The following is a 15,090-nucleotide window of genomic DNA, read 5'->3' as shown; positions in this document are numbered from 1 at the left end:
CCGAATGATGTTCAGCGGGCTGGCATCATGCCCAGCCCCCCTCGTGAACCGTGGCGGGCCTGCATCAGCGACCGTGACGCCTCAGCCACTCACGGGAAAGCTCCCGGGCACGCTGGTCGGCGGCGAACACCGCGTCCAGCGACGGCAGCGGTACGACGGGCTCCTGATCGAGCACCTGTTCGATCATACCCGCGATCTCCGGGAAGCGGATACGCCGCTGGAGAAATGCCTCGACTGCGACCTCGTTTGCCGCATTGAGCACAGCCGGTGCGCTGTTGCCGGCCTCGGCAGCCTGCCGCGCCAGGCGCAGGCAAGGGAAGCGCTGTTCGTCGGGCGCCTGGAAGTCCAGACGGGCGATGGCGAACAGGTCCAGCGGTGCCACACCGGAATCGATCCGCTCGGGCCAGGCCAGGGCGTTGGCGATGGGTGTGCGCATGTCCGGGTTACCCAACTGCGCCAGCACCGAACCGTCCACATAATCCACCAGGGAGTGGATCACGCTCTGCGGGTGCACTACCACCTCGACCTTGGCCGGTGCGGCATCGAACAACCAGCAGGCCTCGATCAGCTCCAGACCCTTGTTCATCATGCTGGCCGAATCCACGGAAATCTTGCGCCCCATGGACCAGTTGGGGTGCGCGCACGCCTGTTCCGGGGTGACGTCCAGCAGCGCCTCGACGGGGGTCTCGCGGAACGGGCCACCGGATGCGGTGAGCAGGATCCGGCGCACGCCGACGGCACTCAGGCCTCGCGCGTAGTCGCCGGGCATGCACTGGAAGATCGCATTGTGCTCGCTGTCGATCGGCAGCAGCACGGCACCACTGCGCCGCACCGCCTCCATGAACAGCGCGCCGGACATCACCAGCGCCTCCTTGTTGGCCAGCAACACCTTCTTGCCCGCCTCGACCGCCGCCAGGGTGGGGCGCAGGCCGGCGGCGCCGACGATGGCCGCCATCACCGCGTCCACTTCCGACGCAGAAGCCACCTGGCACAACCCGGCCTCGCCTTCCAGCACCTCGGTGGCGCAACCTGCCGCAACCAGGCTTTCGCGCAGTCGCGCGGCCGCCTCGGCATTCGGCACCACGGCGAATGTCGGCCGATGGTGCACGCACAGCGCAAGCAATTCGTCGATACGCGAATAGCCACTCAGGGCGAACACCTGATAACGGTCGGGATGGCGCGCGATGACATCCAGCGTGCTCAGGCCGATGGAGCCGGTGGCCCCGAGCACGGTAATACGCTGCGGACGGCTCACATCACACCCCATTCGGCGGCCCATAGCAGCACGGCGAAAATCGGGATCGCCGCAGTCAGGCTGTCGATGCGATCGAGTACCCCACCATGGCCAGGCAACAGGTTGCTGCTGTCCTTGATGCCGGAACGGCGCTTGAACATGCTTTCGGTCAGGTCACCGACCACCGAAGACATGACCACCAGGGCTGCACTCAGCAGGCCCAGCAGAATCTGGCCGAAGCCCCAGTCGCGACTGATTCCGACCACCAGGGTAATCACCAGGCTGACCGCCAGGCCGCCATACACGCCTTCCCAGCTCTTGCCTGGGCTGACCTGAGGCGCCAGCTTGCGCTTGCCGAAAGCACGGCCAGAGAAATACGCGCCAATATCGGCAGCCCACACCAGCACCATGACCGACAGGATCAGCCAGTTACCCAGCGGCCAGTGCTTGAGCAGCACCAGACCCTGCCAGGCCGGCAACAAAACCAGCAGGCCGATCAGCAACCGGCAGGCTGCACTGGCCCACAGCTCGCTGCTGCGCGGGTAGGTAAGCACCAGCCAGGTGGCCAACCCCCACCAGATCACCGCAGCGCCCAGCACCCAGGGCGCCAGCTCCGGAAGGATGTACAGCAGCATCAGCGCTCCGGCGACGACCACGGCATAGGCGATGCGCAGCGGCTGGGCCATGAGCCCGGCCAGACGCGCCCACTCCCAGGCGCCGAGGGTCACCACGAAGCCGATGAACAGGGCGAAGTCCCCACCGTTGAGCAGGAAGAAGCCACCCAGCGCGATCGGCAGCAGGATCAGCGCGGTAATGATGCGTTGTTTAAGCATTAAGCACGAGCTCCAGCCTCGACCTGCTCGCTGGTCTTACCGAAGCGGCGCTGGCGCGAAGCGAAATCGGCCAGGGCGGTGCGCATGGCCTCGTGTTTGAAGTCCGGCCAGTACAGGTCGGAGAAGTACAGCTCGGCGTAGGCCAGCTGCCACAACAGGAAGTTGCTGATGCGGTGCTCGCCACCGGTGCGGATGCACAGGTCCGGCAGCGGCAGCTCGCCGGTTGCCAGGCAGGTCTGCAGCAGGCCCGGGGTGATGTCTTCCGGGCGCAGGTGCCCGGCTTGCACTTCCCGCGCCAGCCGCTGGGCGGCCTGGGCGATATCCCACTGGCCACCGTAGTTGGCCGCGATCTGCAAGATAAAGCGATTGTTGCCGGCAGTCAGTGCCTCGGCCTCACGCATGGCGGCCTGCAGCTCGGGATGGAAGCGCGAACGGTCACCGATGATACGCAGGCTGATGTTGTTCTCGTTGAGGCGTTTGGCCTCGCGGCGCAGGGCCGAGAAGAACAGTTCCATCAGCGCACCGACCTCTTCGGCGGGACGCTGCCAGTTCTCGCTGGAGAAGGCGAACAGGGTCAGCACCTCGACCCCGGATTCGGCACAGACTTCGATGACCGCGCGAACGGCGTCGACACCCGCCTTGTGCCCGGCAACACCGGGCAACAGGCGTTTTTTCGCCCAGCGGTTGTTGCCGTCCATGATGATCGCGACATGACGCGGCACCGAGGACGGTGCCGCTGGCTTGGTCTTTTCCATTAAAAAACCCCGGCCTTAGACGGCCATCAGGTCCTTTTCCTTGGCTTTGAAGGCGGCATCGACTTCGGCAACGTACTTGTCGGTCAGCTTCTGGATCTCGTCAGCGGCGCGACGTTCTTCGTCTTCGCTGATTTCCTTGTCCTTGGTCAGCTTCTTCAGGTCGGCCAGAGCGTCACGGCGCACGTTGCGCACAGCCACCTTGGCATCCTCGGCAACGCCGCTGGCCTGCTTGGTGTAGCCCTTGCGGGTTTCCTCGGTCAGGGCCGGCATCGGCACACGGATGGTGGTGCCGGCGCTGGACGGGTTCAGGCCCAGGTCGGAGGTGAGGATGGCCTTTTCGATGGCAGCACTAAGGTTCTTGTCGTGCGCGACGATCTTCAGGGTGCGGGCATCTTCGACGGTGATCGCGGCCACCTGGTTCAGCGGCATCTCGCTACCCCAGGCAGTGACCTTGACGCTGTCCAGGATGCTTGGGTGGGCGCGACCGGTGCGGATTGCCGCGAGGTTGCGAGCCAGGGCCTCGAGGGACTTGGTCATGCGCTCCTGCGCGTCTTTCTTGATGTCGTTGATCATGCTTGGCCTTCCTCGATCAGAGTACCTTCAGCGCCACCCACCACGATGTTCAGCAGGGCGCCAGGCTTGTTCATGTTGAATACCCGCAATGGCATCTTGTGGTCACGGCACAGGCAGATTGCGGTCAGGTCCATTACACCCAGCTTGCGATCCAGGACCTCGTCGTAGGTCAGGTGATCGAACTTCTCGGCATGCGGGTCCTTGAATGGATCGGCAGTGTACACACCATCGACCTTGGTCGCCTTCAACACCACGTCGGCATCGATTTCGATGGCGCGCAGGCAGGCGGCGGAGTCGGTGGTGAAGAACGGGTTGCCGGTACCGGCGGAGAAAATTACCACATCCCCGGAGTTGAGGTGGCGAATAGCTTTGCGACGATCGTAATGATCGGTGACACCGACCATGGAAATGGCCGACATGACCAGTGCCGGGATGTTCGAGCGCTCCAGCGCGTCGCGCATGGCCAGGCCGTTCATCACGGTGGCCAGCATGCCCATGTGGTCACCGGTGACGCGGTCCATGCCGGCTGCGCTGAGCGCGGCACCGCGGAACAGGTTGCCACCACCGATCACCAGGCCGACCTGGACACCGATCCCTACCAGCTGGCCAACTTCGAGGGCCATGCGATCCAGCACTTTCGGGTCGATCCCGAAGTCTTCCGAGCCCATCAGGGCCTCGCCGCTAAGTTTGAGCAAAATGCGTTTATAGCGAGGTTGGCGACCACTCACCTGCTGAGCCATTGCGAGTCTCTCCTGCGGCGTACTTTTAGAAAATTCGTGCGGGCTGTTTGCAGCCTGCTAACTGTAGCGTGGCACCGCTTCGGTGCCAGCGGCGACGGGCCTTATAAACCCTTCGCCGTTTTGACAAAGAGGCTGCGCGCGTGAGCGGGCAGCCTCTTCGGGGCGACAGACGGGGCTGTCTTACTGCTTGGCAGCAGCTACCTGAGCGGCAACTTCAGCAGCGAAGTCGTCGACTGGCTTCTCGATGCCTTCGCCTACCTTGAAGTAGGTGAAGGAAACGATTTCAGCACCGGCTTTCTTGGCCAGCTCGCCAACCTTGACTTCCGGGTTCATGACGAAGGCTTGCTCGACCAGCGAGGCTTCGGCCAGGAACTTCGAGATACGACCTTTGATCATGTTCTCGACGATGTTTTCCGGCTTGCCGGCGATCTTGTCAGCGTTCAGCTGCAGGAAGACGCCCTTCTCGCGCTCGATGGCTTCGGCCGATACTTCCGACGGCAGCAGGAACTCAGGGTTCGAAGCTGCAACGTGCATGGCGATGTTCTTGGCCAGATCGACGTCACCGCCTTTCAGGACAACGGCAGCGCCGATCTTGTTGCCGTGCAGGTAGGCACCGACAACGTCACCTTCAACGCGCACCAGGCGACGGATGTTGACGTTCTCGCCGCACTTGGCAACCAGGGCTTCACGAGCAGCTTCACGCGAGGCGATCAGCGGAGCAGCGTCGGTCAGCTTCTGGGCGAAGGCTTCTTCGATGCTGTCGGCAACGAAGTTCTTGAAGTCGTCTTGCAGGGCCAGGAAGTCGGTCTGCGAGTTCACTTCCAGCAGGACGGCGGATTTACCGTCGGTCTTGACGGCGATAGCGCCTTCAGCAGCGACGTTGCCAGCCTTTTTGGCGGCCTTGATGGCGCCCGAGGCACGCATGTCGTCAATGGCTTTTTCGATGTCGCCGCCGGCCTTTTCCAGGGCCTTCTTGCAATCCATCATGCCTTCGCCGGTACGCTCGCGCAGTTCTTTGACCAGCGCTGCAGTAATTGCTGCCATTTCAAAATCCTCTTGGAAAGTTTTTCAACCATTCCACCCGTTCGTCACGGGCGTTCAATTCTGCAAATCCACTGTGTTTATCTCAGCGGGCCCATGATGCGGGGCCGATGCTGACAGCAGGATTTCAAGGTGGCAAAAAGGGGGCAGAGCCCCCTTTTTGCGTGCCAAGTCGACGCTAGCGTCTAATTACTCGGCAGCAGGTGCAGCCGCTTCTTCAGCGTAAACTTCGGTGCCGCCGGCAACGTTGTTGCGGCCGCGGATGACTGCGTCAGCCATCGAAGTCATGTACAGCTCGATAGCGCGGATGGCGTCATCGTTACCTGGGATGATGTAGTCAACACCTTCCGGGCTGCTGTTGGTATCGACAACGCCGATTACCGGGATGCCCAGCTTGTTGGCTTCGGTGATCGCGATGCGCTCGTGATCAACGTCGATAACGAACAGAGCGTCTGGCAGACCACCCATGTCCTTGATGCCGCCCAGGCTGCGATCCAGTTTTTCCAGGTCGCGGGAGCGCATCAGGGCTTCTTTCTTGGTCAGCTTGGCGAAAGTGCCGTCTTCGGCCTGGGTTTCCAGGTCGCGCAGACGCTTGATCGAAGCGCGGATGGTCTTGTAGTTGGTCAGCATGCCGCCCAACCAACGGTGGTCAACGTACGGCGAACCGCAACGAGCAGCTTGCTCGGCGACGATCTTGCCGGCGGAACGCTTGGTGCCGACGAACAGGATCTTGTTCTTGCCCTGGGCCAGGCGCTCTACGAACGACAGAGCGTCGTTGAACATTGGCAGGGTTTTTTCCAGGTTGACGATGTGGATCTTGTTACGCGCGCCGAAAATGTACTTGCCCATTTTCGGGTTCCAGTAACGGGTCTGGTGGCCGAAGTGCACACCGGCCTTCAGCATATCGCGCATGTTGACTTGGGACATGATAGTTCCTTGGTAAGTCGGGTTGGGCCTCCACGTATCCCAATGACCAACCCGCGAATTCTGCAACTCGGGGCACCCAGGTCATCGTGTCGACACGTGTGTGGGTTAAGTGCTGACGGGGTCGTCCCCGAAAGCGGCGCATTTTATACCACAGACCGCGACCGAACGGAACCCGGATACTGTTGCGTCCGTCAGCGGTTTTTGCAGCACCCCGGCTTTCGCGCCAGAATGCCAGCTGTAGACAGCAGCATTGCCGCCTTTATCCCGACCGATCGGCGCCCTGCTCTGCTAGAATCCGGCCTTTCCCGTTTGTTCGCGCCGTGCACGGCGCTGTAGAGAGCCTGTAATGACCGTCACCATCAAGACCGCAGAAGACATCGAGAAGATGCGCATCGCCGGCCGCCTGGCCGCCGAGGTGCTGGAAATGATCGAGGAACACGTCAAGCCCGGTGTCACCACCGAAGAGCTGGACCGCCTGTGTCACGACTACATCGTCAACGTCCAGCAGGCCATCCCGGCACCGCTCAACTACAAGGGCTACCCGAAGTCGATCTGCACCTCGATCAACCATGTGGTCTGCCACGGCATCCCCAACGACAAGCCCCTCAAGGACGGTGACACGCTGAACATCGACGTCACCGTGATCAAGGACGGCTACCACGGCGATACCAGCCGCATGTTCCACGTCGGCACCGTGCCGGTATGGGCCGAGCGCCTGTCCAAGGTCACCCAGGAGTGCATGTACAAGGCCATCGAACTGGTCAAGCCGGGCTGCCGACTGGGCGACATCGGCGAAGTGATCCAGAAGCACGCTGAAAAGAACGGCTTCTCGGTGGTACGCGAGTTCTGTGGCCACGGCATCGGCAAGGTGTTCCACGAAGAGCCGCAGATCCTGCACTACGGCCGCGCCGGCACCGGAATGGAGCTGAAGGAAGGCATGACCTTCACCATCGAGCCGATGATCAACCAGGGCAAGGCCGACACCAAGGTGCTGGGCGACGGCTGGACCGCCATCACCAAGGACCGCAAGCTCTCGGCCCAGTGGGAGCACACCCTGGTGGTGACCGCGACCGGCTACGAGATCTTCACCCTGCGCAAGGACGACACCATCCCGCGCACCTCGGCCTGACCGCACTCCCACAGGCCACCCCCACGACAGGAACGTGACGCGATGCCCCAGGTGGACCCCGAGCTGTTCGACCGCGGCCAGTTCCAGGCGGAACTGGCCCTCAAGGCGAGCCCCATCGCCGCCTTCAAGAAAGCCATCCGCCAGGCCGGCGAGGTGCTCGACAAGCGTTTCCGCAGTGGCAGCGAAATCCGCCCACTGATCGAGGCCCGCGCCTGGCTCGTCGACAACATCCTGCAACAGGCCTGGAACCAGTTCGACTGGGGTGACCAGAGCGGCATCGCCCTGGTCGCGGTGGGTGGCTACGGACGCGGCGAGCTGCACCCGCATTCGGACATCGACCTGCTGATCCTGCTGGGTGCTGCCGAACACGAGCAGTACCGCGACGCCATAGAGAGGTTTCTCACCCTGCTTTGGGACATCGGCCTGGAAGTGGGCCAGAGCGTGCGCACCGTCGACGAGTGCGCCGAGCAGGCCCGCGCCGACCTGACGGTCATCACCAACCTGATGGAAAGCCGCACCATTGCCGGCCCCGAGGCGCTGCGCCAGCGCATGCTGGAGGTCACCAGCACTGCGCACATGTGGCCGAGCAAGGACTTTTTCCTGGCCAAGCGCGCCGAACTCAAGGCCCGCCACCACAAGTACAACGATACCGAGTACAACCTCGAACCCAACGTGAAAGGTTCACCCGGTGGCCTGCGCGACATCCAGACAGTGCTGTGGGTGGCCCGCCGCCAGTACGGCACACTCAACCTGCACGCCTTGGCCGGTGAAGGTTTCCTGCTGGAAAGCGAGAACGAGCTGCTGGCCTCGTCCCAGGACTTCCTGTGGAAGGTGCGCTACGCCTTGCATATGCTGGCCGGGCGCGCCGAGGACCGCCTGCTGTTCGACCACCAGCGCAGCATCGCCGCGCTGCTGGGCTACAGCGACGACAACCCCAAGCGGGCGATCGAGCAGTTCATGCAGCAGTACTATCGGGTGGTGATGAGCATCAGCCAGCTGTGCGACCTGATCATCCAGCACTTCGAGGAGGTCATCCTCGCCGATGACGACAGCGGCACCACCCAGCCGCTGAATGCGCGCTTCCGCCTGCATGATGGCTATATAGAGGCAGTCAGGCCGAACGTGTTCAGGCGCACACCGTTCGCCATGCTGGAAATCTTCGTGCTGATGGCTCAGCACCCCGAGATCAAGGGCGTACGCGCCGATACGGTGCGGCTGCTGCGCGAACACCGGCACCTGATCGACGACACTTTCCGCACCGATATCCGCAACACCAGCCTGTTCATCGAGCTGTTCAAGTGCGAAATCGGCATCCACCGCAACCTGCGGCGGATGAACCGCTACGGCATCCTTGGCCGCTATCTGCCGGAGTTCGGCCTGATCGTCGGGCAGATGCAGCACGACCTGTTCCACATCTATACGGTCGATGCGCACACCCTCAACCTCATCAAGCACCTGCGCAAGCTGCAATACACCCCGGTGTCCGAGAAATTCCCGCTGGCCAGCAAGCTCATGGGCCGCCTGCCCAAGCCCGAGCTGATCTACCTGGCCGGCCTGTACCACGATATCGGCAAGGGCCGCCAGGGCGACCATTCCGAGCTGGGCGCGGTGGATGCGCAGAAGTTCTGCGAGCGCCACCAGTTGCCGGCCTGGGACAGCCGGCTGATCGTCTGGCTGGTGCTGAACCACCTGGTGATGTCGACCACCGCCCAACGCAAGGACCTGTCCGACCCTCAGGTAATCAACGATTTTGCCCTGCACGTGGGCGACGAGACACGCCTGGACTACCTGTACGTGCTGACCGTGGCCGATATCAACGCCACCAACCCCAGCCTGTGGAACTCGTGGCGGGCCAGCCTGCTGCGCCAGCTGTACACCGAGACCAAACGCGCCCTGCGCCGAGGCCTGGAAAACCCGCTGGACCGCGAGGAGCAGATTCGCCAGACCCAATCGGCAGCGCTGGATATCCTGGTGCGCGAAGGCACCGACCCGGACGACGTCGAGCAGCTGTGGTCGCAGCTGGGCGATGACTACTTCCTCAAGCACACCGCCGCCGACGTGGCCTGGCACAGTGACGCGATCCTCCAGCAGCCGGCCGATGGCGGGCCGCTGGTGCTGATCAAGGAAACCACCCAGCGCGAGTTCGAGGGTGGCACGCAGATCTTCATCTATGCCCCCGACCAGCACGACTTCTTCGCCGTGACGGTGGCGGCCATGTCGCAGCTGAACCTGAACATTCATGACGCGCGAATCATCACCTCGAGCAGCCAGTTCACCCTCGACACCTACATCGTGCTGGACAACGACGGCGGCTCGATCGGCGACAACCCGCAGCGGGTCAAGCAGATTCGCGACGGCCTGACCGAAGCGCTGCGCAACCCCGAGGACTACCCGACCATCATCCAGCGCCGGGTACCGCGCCAGCTCAAGCACTTCGACTTCCCGCCACAGGTGACCATCCTCAACGATGCCCAGCGGCCGGTGACCATCCTCGAAATCACCGCGCCCGACCGCCCAGGCCTGCTGGCCCGGCTGGGGCGGATCTTCCTGGAGTTCGACCTGTCGCTGCAGAACGCCAAGATCGCCACCCTTGGCGAGCGGGTGGAAGACGTGTTCTTCATCACCGATGCCGACAACCAGCCGCTGTCCGACCCACAGCTGTGCAGCCGACTGCAGGAGGCCATCGTCCAGCAGCTGCAGGCCGGCCAGGCCAGCGATGCCAGCCCCACCCGCGTGACCTTTTAACGACTATACGATTGACGAGACCTTGCGCCGATGAACCATGCCTTGACCCAGCTTCAGCCCTACCCGTTCGAGAAACTCCGCGCCCTGCTGGGCAGCGTTGCACCTGCGGCGGACAAGCGCGCCATCGCCCTGTCGATCGGTGAGCCGAAGCACGAATCGCCGGCGTTCGTCGCCCAGGCCATGGCCGACAACCTCGACAAGCTGGCGGTGTACCCGAGCACCATCGGCCTGCCCGCCCTGCGCCAGGCCATCGGCCAGTGGTGCGAGCGGCGCTTCGGCGTACCGGCCGGCTGGCTGGATGCCGACCGCCACATCCTGCCGGTCAACGGCACCCGTGAAGCGCTGTTCGCCTTCACCCAGGCCGTGGTCAACCGCGCCGATGACGGCCTGGTGGTCAGCCCCAACCCGTTCTACCAGATCTACGAAGGCGCAGCGCTGCTGGCCGGTGCCACCCCGCACTACCTGCCGTGCCTGGAAAGCAACGGTTTCAACCCCGACTTCGACGCCGTGCCGGCTGAAGTGTGGAAGCGTTGCCAGATCCTGTTCCTGTGCTCGCCGGGCAACCCCACCGGCGCACTGGTGCCGATGGACACCCTGAAGAAGCTGATTGCCCTGGCCGACGAGCACGACTTCGTGATTGCCGCCGACGAGTGCTACAGCGAGCTGTACTTCGACGAGGATGCCCCACCACCAGGCCTGCTGACTGCCTGTGCGGAACTGGACCGCAGCGACTTCAAGCGCTGCGTGGTATTCCACAGCCTGTCCAAGCGCTCCAACCTGCCGGGCCTGCGCTCGGGCTTCGTCGCCGGTGACGCCGAGATCATCAAGCCGTTCCTGCTGTACCGTACCTACCACGGCTGCGCCATGCCGGTACAAACCCAGCTGGCCAGTATCGCTGCCTGGCAGGACGAGGCGCATGTGCGTGAGAACCGCGACCAGTACCGCGCCAAGTACGACGCCGTGCTGGATATCCTGCAGCCGGTGCTGGACGTGCAGCGCCCGGATGGCAGCTTCTACCTGTGGGCGAAGGTACCCGGCGGCGATGCCGAGTTCACCCGCGACCTGTTCGAGGCCCAGCATGTGACGGTGGTGCCGGGGTCGTACCTGTCGCGCGAAGTGGATGGCGTGAACCCGGGCGCCGGGCGTGTGCGCATGGCACTGGTTGCACCGCTGGCCGAGTGCATCGAAGCGGCGGAGCGGATTCGCGAATTCCTGCAGAACCGCTGATTCGACAGGGGCCGTACAACTCTCGAGTGTTGTGCAGTACCTGTAGGAGCGGGTTTACCCGCGAACACCGGCACAGCCGGTGCCATGCACCGCGTCGCCTGATTCGCGGGTAAACCCGCTCCCACAGGGCCGCAAAGCGGCCCCTTGGGGTCTACCTGACTGCCCCCAGGTTCGCTTCACTCATATCCAGCTCACCCAGCACCTGCCGCACCACTTCATCCCCCACCAGATGCTGGCGATGCAGTTCATACAGCTCCAGCCGCTGGGCCCGCAGCGCCCGCAGGCGCAAACGCCGCTCCAGCAAGTCCATCTGCTCAGCCAGGGCCTTGGCCTCGGCGCTGTCATTGTAGCTGTCCAGCTCATCGCGGTATTCCGCCATCAAGCGCGCCTTCAACTCGGTCGCCAGGGTCGCCTGCGCGGCATCCTGCGGCGCATTGCTGTCGATCACTTCCTCTGCCTCCAGCGCATGGATCGCCGCCTCGGCCGTCCGTCGCCAGGCCTCCTGCACTTCCTGGTGCAAGCGCTCGTCCGGGCTCTTGGTCACCCCGCGCAGCAACAGCGGCAGCGCGATACAGGCGCTGATCAATGACAACAGGATCACACCGGCCGCAATGAAGATCAGCAAGTCACGCTCCGGGAAGGCCTTGCCTGCTCCCATCAGCAACGGGATCGACATCACACCGGCCAGGGTGACCGCACCGCGCACACCGCCCAGGGTCAGCAGCCAGCAGGAGCGCGCCGTGGGCATCAGCACCAGCGCCGGCTTGCCGCGCCAGCGGCGTACCACACCGATCGAGCGCCAGATGCTCTGGACCCAGATGAACCGCAGCAAGATCAGCGCCACAAAGATCGCCACCACGTCCAGGCAGCGCCAGGCCAGGGTCGGCCATACGGTGGGTTCATGGCTGACCACGGCCTTGATGATGTCCGGCAACTGCAGGCCCAGCAGCAGGAAGATCAGGCCGTTGAAAGCGAACTCCAGCAGCGACCACACACTGCGGTTGAGCAGGCGCGTGCTGGTCTGCCGTGGCAGCAGGTCGAGCCAGCTCTGCATCATGCCAGCCGCTACCGCCGAAAGGATGCCCGACACGCCCAGGCGCTCGGCCAGCACGTAGGCAGCGAACGGCAGCAGCAACATGAACACCACGTGGGTGGCCGGGTCGTCCCAGCCGCGGGCGATCATCCAGGCACGCAGGCGGCCGATCAGCCAGCTCAGGGCCACGCCCACCGCCAGGCCGCCCAGGGCGACCAGTACGAAGCTGAAGCTTGCGTCGGTCAGCGAGAACACCCCGGTGATCGCCGCCGCCAGGGCGAACTTGAAGGTCACCAGGCCCGAGGCATCGTTCATCAGGGCCTCGCCCTGGAGCATGTGCATCAGCGGGGTGGGCAGGCGGTCCTGGGTAATGGCCGAAACCGCCACGGCGTCGGTTGGCGACAACACTGCGGCCAGGGCGAAGGCCACGGGCAGCGGGATGCTCGGCAGCAGCCAGTGAATGAAGTAACCGGCCCCAACCACGGTAAACAGCACCAGGCCCACGGCCAGCGCCACCACTGGCCCACGAATGCGCCACAACTCACGCTTGGGAATGCGCCAGCCGTCGGCGAACAGCAACGGTGGCAGGAACAGGAACAGGAACAGCTCGGGGTCCAGTGCCACATGCAGGCCCAGTGTCGGCCAAGCGAGCAAGGCACCAGCGGCGATCTGTACCAGCGGCAAGGGCAGCGGAATCATGCGGCCGACCAGCTTCGACACGCTGACCAGCGTCAGCAGGATGAGGACGGTGTAGGCGGACTGCATCCGGGAAAGCTTCCTTTGTGAACCAGAAACGACAACAGGGCGAAACATCGCCATTGAAACAATATGTTAGCGGCGGTGGGCGATTCGGGGCCGCTGCACGATAGTCGCAGGTGGCGGATGAATATGTAACATGATGATACTTCGGTTTGTCGGTGGCGCAGGTTCGACCCCTTATCGCCCAGCAGATGCATGCCTTGAGCCTTGCAGTGCCTGTGAGACCGAGCGCCGCCCGCGCGGCGCTTCGCAGCACAAGGCTGCTCCTACATCTGTTTCGGGCCAGTAACGCCTGTACCAACGCACGCGACCGCCTTGTTTGCTCGACACGATATCGAGGCGTACGCCAGGGGGCCGCGTGCCGCGCTCACAGGAATAACTGGTCCGAAACAGATGTAGGAGCAGCCTTGTGCTGCGAAGCGCCGCGCGGGCGGCGCTCGGTCTCCGACACACTGCAAGACCCAAGACATGCACACCCGTGGCGCTCACAGGATCGTTCCCGCATAATCCCGCGACTGAAATAGGAAAACGGAGAGATTGGGGCAGCCTGTGATCCCCAATGCACACAATGACCTACACGCTCTACGGCATCAAAGCCTGTGACACCATGAAAAAGGCACGTACCTGGCTCGAAGACCAGGCCATCGCCTACGAATTCCACGACTACAAGGCCCAAGGCATCGACCGTGACAGCCTGAACCGCTGGTGCGAGGAACACGGCTGGGAAGTCATCCTCAACCGTGCCGGCACCACCTTCCGCAAGCTGGACGACGCCAGCAAGGCCGACCTCGACCAGGCCAAGGCCGTCGAGCTGATGCTGGCCCAGCCGTCGATGATCAAGCGCCCGGTGCTCGACCTTGGCGCGCGTACCCTGGTCGGCTTCAAGCCCGACCTGTACGCCGCTGCCCTGGCCTGAGCCCCTACCCTATTTCGCACGAGGTAATCACATGTCCAATACCCTGTTCAGCCTGGCCTTCGGTGTCGGCTCCCAGAACCGCCAGGGCACCTGGCTGGAAGTGTTCTACGCACAACCGCTGCTCAACCCGAGCGCCGAACTGGTCGCTGCAGTAGCCCCTGTTCTCGGTTACCAAGGTGGCAACCAGGCCATCGCCTTCAGCAACGCCCAGGCCGCGCAACTGGCCGAAGCCGTGAAAGGTGTGGATGCCACCCAAGCCGCCCTGCTGACCCGCCTGGCCGAAAGCCACAAGCCGCTGGTCGCCACCCTGCTGGCCGAAGACGCCGCGCTGACCTCGACGCCAGAGGCCTACCTCAAGCTGCACCTGCTGTCGCACCGCCTGGTCAAGCCGCACGGCGTGAGCCTGGCTGGCATCTTCCCGCTGCTGCCGAACGTGGCCTGGACCAACCAGGGCGCGGTCGATCTGGCCGAACTCGCTGAACTGCAACTGGAAGCGCGCCTGAAGGGCGAGCTGCTGGAAGTGTTCTCGGTGGACAAGTTCCCGAAAATGACCGACTACGTGGTCCCGGCCGGCGTGCGTATCGCCGACACTGCCCGAGTGCGCCTGGGCGCCTACATCGGCGAAGGCACCACCATCATGCACGAAGGCTTCGTCAACTTTAACGCTGGCACCGAAGGCCCGGGCATGATCGAAGGCCGCGTTTCCGCTGGCGTATTCGTCGGCAAGGGCTCGGACCTGGGCGGCGGCTGCTCGACCATGGGCACCCTGTCCGGTGGCGGCAACATCGTCATCAAGGTTGGCGAAGGCTGCCTGATCGGCGCCAACGCCGGTATCGGCATTCCGCTGGGCGACCGCAACACCGTCGAAGCCGGCCTGTACATCACCGCCGGTACCAAGGTGAACCTGCTGGACGAGAACAACCAGCTGGTCAAAGTGGTCAAGGCCCGCGACCTGGCCGGCCAGACCGACCTGCTGTTCCGCCGCAACTCGCTGAACGGCGCGGTGGAGTGCAAGACCCACAAGTCGGCCATCGAGCTGAACGAGGCGCTGCACGCGCACAACTGAGAACCCTTCACCGCTGCCGGAGCGAGCTTGCTCGCGAACAGCGGATTCTCAGCGTTTGAAATGTTAAGATCGGGTCTGGCACCACGCCAGACCCGATTTTCATTCCAGGCCC

Annotated in this window: 13 protein-coding genes; 5 read left to right on the top strand and 8 right to left on the bottom strand. The window is 63.6% G+C overall.

All coding sequences use genetic code 11. The features are described 5' to 3' along the window. Nucleotides 1-64: 64 nt before the first annotated feature. From ispC to rpsB, 7 genes are all read right to left on the bottom strand, one after another. Nucleotides 65-1,255 carry a 1-deoxy-D-xylulose-5-phosphate reductoisomerase gene (gene ispC / locus AC2T3R_RS05700; protein WP_486744767.1) on the bottom strand — a complete coding sequence of 397 codons (1,191 nt, stop codon included), beginning with the start codon at nt 1,253-1,255 and terminating at the stop codon, nt 65-67. Further along, entirely contained in the window at nt 1,252-2,067 is an 816-nt protein-coding gene (locus AC2T3R_RS05695) for a phosphatidate cytidylyltransferase (RefSeq protein WP_013971253.1), read from the bottom strand. The genes ispC and AC2T3R_RS05695 overlap by 4 nt, the downstream gene beginning before the upstream one ends. Beyond that, complete coding sequence (gene uppS, locus AC2T3R_RS05690; RefSeq protein ID WP_013971252.1) at nt 2,067-2,822, bottom strand: polyprenyl diphosphate synthase; 756 nt, start codon at nt 2,820-2,822, stop codon at nt 2,067-2,069. Before uppS ends, AC2T3R_RS05695 begins: the two co-directional genes overlap by 1 nt. A gap of 15 nt (nt 2,823-2,837) precedes the next feature. Then, nucleotides 2,838-3,395: a ribosome recycling factor gene (gene frr / locus AC2T3R_RS05685; RefSeq protein ID WP_013971251.1), complete on the bottom strand. Its 558-nt coding sequence runs from the start codon at nt 3,393-3,395 to the stop codon at nt 2,838-2,840. Next, a complete protein-coding gene (gene pyrH / locus AC2T3R_RS05680; RefSeq protein ID WP_003252294.1) occupies nt 3,392-4,135 on the bottom strand; it encodes a UMP kinase in 744 nt (247 codons plus the stop codon). Before pyrH ends, frr begins: the two co-directional genes overlap by 4 nt. A 180-nt stretch (nt 4,136-4,315) precedes the next feature. Beyond that, entirely contained in the window at nt 4,316-5,179 is an 864-nt protein-coding gene (tsf, locus tag AC2T3R_RS05675; protein ID WP_013971250.1) for a translation elongation factor Ts, read from the bottom strand. A gap of 186 nt (nt 5,180-5,365) precedes the next feature. Continuing rightward, nucleotides 5,366-6,103: a 30S ribosomal protein S2 gene (gene rpsB, locus AC2T3R_RS05670; RefSeq protein WP_003252287.1), complete on the bottom strand. Its 738-nt coding sequence runs from the start codon at nt 6,101-6,103 to the stop codon at nt 5,366-5,368. A gap of 346 nt (nt 6,104-6,449) precedes the next feature. Between rpsB and map the strand changes: the two genes are divergently transcribed. Genes map through dapC form a run of 3 tightly spaced genes read left to right on the top strand, consistent with a single transcriptional unit; the run spans nt 6,450 to nt 11,204 of the window. Then, entirely contained in the window at nt 6,450-7,232 is a 783-nt protein-coding gene (map, locus tag AC2T3R_RS05665) for a type I methionyl aminopeptidase (protein ID WP_004375406.1), read from the top strand. A gap of 42 nt (nt 7,233-7,274) precedes the next feature. After that, entirely contained in the window at nt 7,275-9,977 is a 2,703-nt protein-coding gene (locus tag AC2T3R_RS05660) for a [protein-PII] uridylyltransferase (protein WP_023662319.1), read from the top strand. Between the two features lie 30 nt (nt 9,978-10,007). Next, on the top strand, nt 10,008-11,204 hold the full coding sequence (gene dapC, locus AC2T3R_RS05655) for a succinyldiaminopimelate transaminase (RefSeq protein ID WP_410951289.1): 1,197 nt from the start codon (nt 10,008-10,010) through the stop codon (nt 11,202-11,204). Nucleotides 11,205-11,355: 151 nt separating this feature from the next. Here dapC and AC2T3R_RS05650 read toward each other — a convergent pair whose 3' ends face one another. Next, nucleotides 11,356-13,002 (bottom strand): Na+/H+ antiporter, encoded by a 1,647-nt coding sequence (locus AC2T3R_RS05650; RefSeq protein ID WP_046616136.1) that lies wholly within the window; start codon nt 13,000-13,002, stop codon nt 11,356-11,358. Between the two features lie 562 nt (nt 13,003-13,564). Here AC2T3R_RS05650 and AC2T3R_RS05645 point away from each other — a divergent pair. Together AC2T3R_RS05645 and dapD are read left to right on the top strand one after the other, a co-directional pair. Continuing rightward, nucleotides 13,565-13,912, top strand: coding sequence for an ArsC family reductase (locus AC2T3R_RS05645; RefSeq protein ID WP_013971246.1), 348 nt, complete (start codon nt 13,565-13,567; stop codon nt 13,910-13,912). Nucleotides 13,913-13,943: 31 nt separating this feature from the next. Then, entirely contained in the window at nt 13,944-14,978 is a 1,035-nt protein-coding gene (gene dapD / locus AC2T3R_RS05640) for a 2,3,4,5-tetrahydropyridine-2,6-dicarboxylate N-succinyltransferase (protein WP_367245295.1), read from the top strand. Nucleotides 14,979-15,090 lie beyond the last annotated feature (112 nt).

Source organism: Pseudomonas sp. PVC-5-1 (genome assembly GCF_057444345.1).
The sequence above is the reverse complement of the archived record's forward strand: the minus strand, read 5'-3'. Positions and strand labels throughout refer to the sequence as shown.

What these genes read in the sequence shown, in the direction of transcription:
- pyrH (WP_003252294.1), bottom strand. Translation starts at nt 4,135, where the DNA reads ATGGCTCAGCAGGTGAGTGGTCGCCAACCTCGCTATAAACGCATTTTG.
- uppS (WP_013971252.1), bottom strand. Translation starts at nt 2,822, where the DNA reads ATGGAAAAGACCAAGCCAGCGGCACCGTCCTCGGTGCCGCGTCATGTC.
- frr (WP_013971251.1), bottom strand. Translation starts at nt 3,395, where the DNA reads ATGATCAACGACATCAAGAAAGACGCGCAGGAGCGCATGACCAAGTCC.
- AC2T3R_RS05660 (WP_023662319.1), top strand. Translation starts at nt 7,275, where the DNA reads ATGCCCCAGGTGGACCCCGAGCTGTTCGACCGCGGCCAGTTCCAGGCG.
- tsf (WP_013971250.1), bottom strand. Translation starts at nt 5,179, where the DNA reads ATGGCAGCAATTACTGCAGCGCTGGTCAAAGAACTGCGCGAGCGTACC.
- AC2T3R_RS05650 (WP_046616136.1), bottom strand. Translation starts at nt 13,002, where the DNA reads ATGCAGTCCGCCTACACCGTCCTCATCCTGCTGACGCTGGTCAGCGTG.
- rpsB (WP_003252287.1), bottom strand. Translation starts at nt 6,103, where the DNA reads ATGTCCCAAGTCAACATGCGCGATATGCTGAAGGCCGGTGTGCACTTC.
- AC2T3R_RS05695 (WP_013971253.1), bottom strand. Translation starts at nt 2,067, where the DNA reads ATGCTTAAACAACGCATCATTACCGCGCTGATCCTGCTGCCGATCGCG.
- AC2T3R_RS05645 (WP_013971246.1), top strand. Translation starts at nt 13,565, where the DNA reads ATGACCTACACGCTCTACGGCATCAAAGCCTGTGACACCATGAAAAAG.
- dapC (WP_410951289.1), top strand. Translation starts at nt 10,008, where the DNA reads ATGAACCATGCCTTGACCCAGCTTCAGCCCTACCCGTTCGAGAAACTC.
- dapD (WP_367245295.1), top strand. Translation starts at nt 13,944, where the DNA reads ATGTCCAATACCCTGTTCAGCCTGGCCTTCGGTGTCGGCTCCCAGAAC.
- map (WP_004375406.1), top strand. Translation starts at nt 6,450, where the DNA reads ATGACCGTCACCATCAAGACCGCAGAAGACATCGAGAAGATGCGCATC.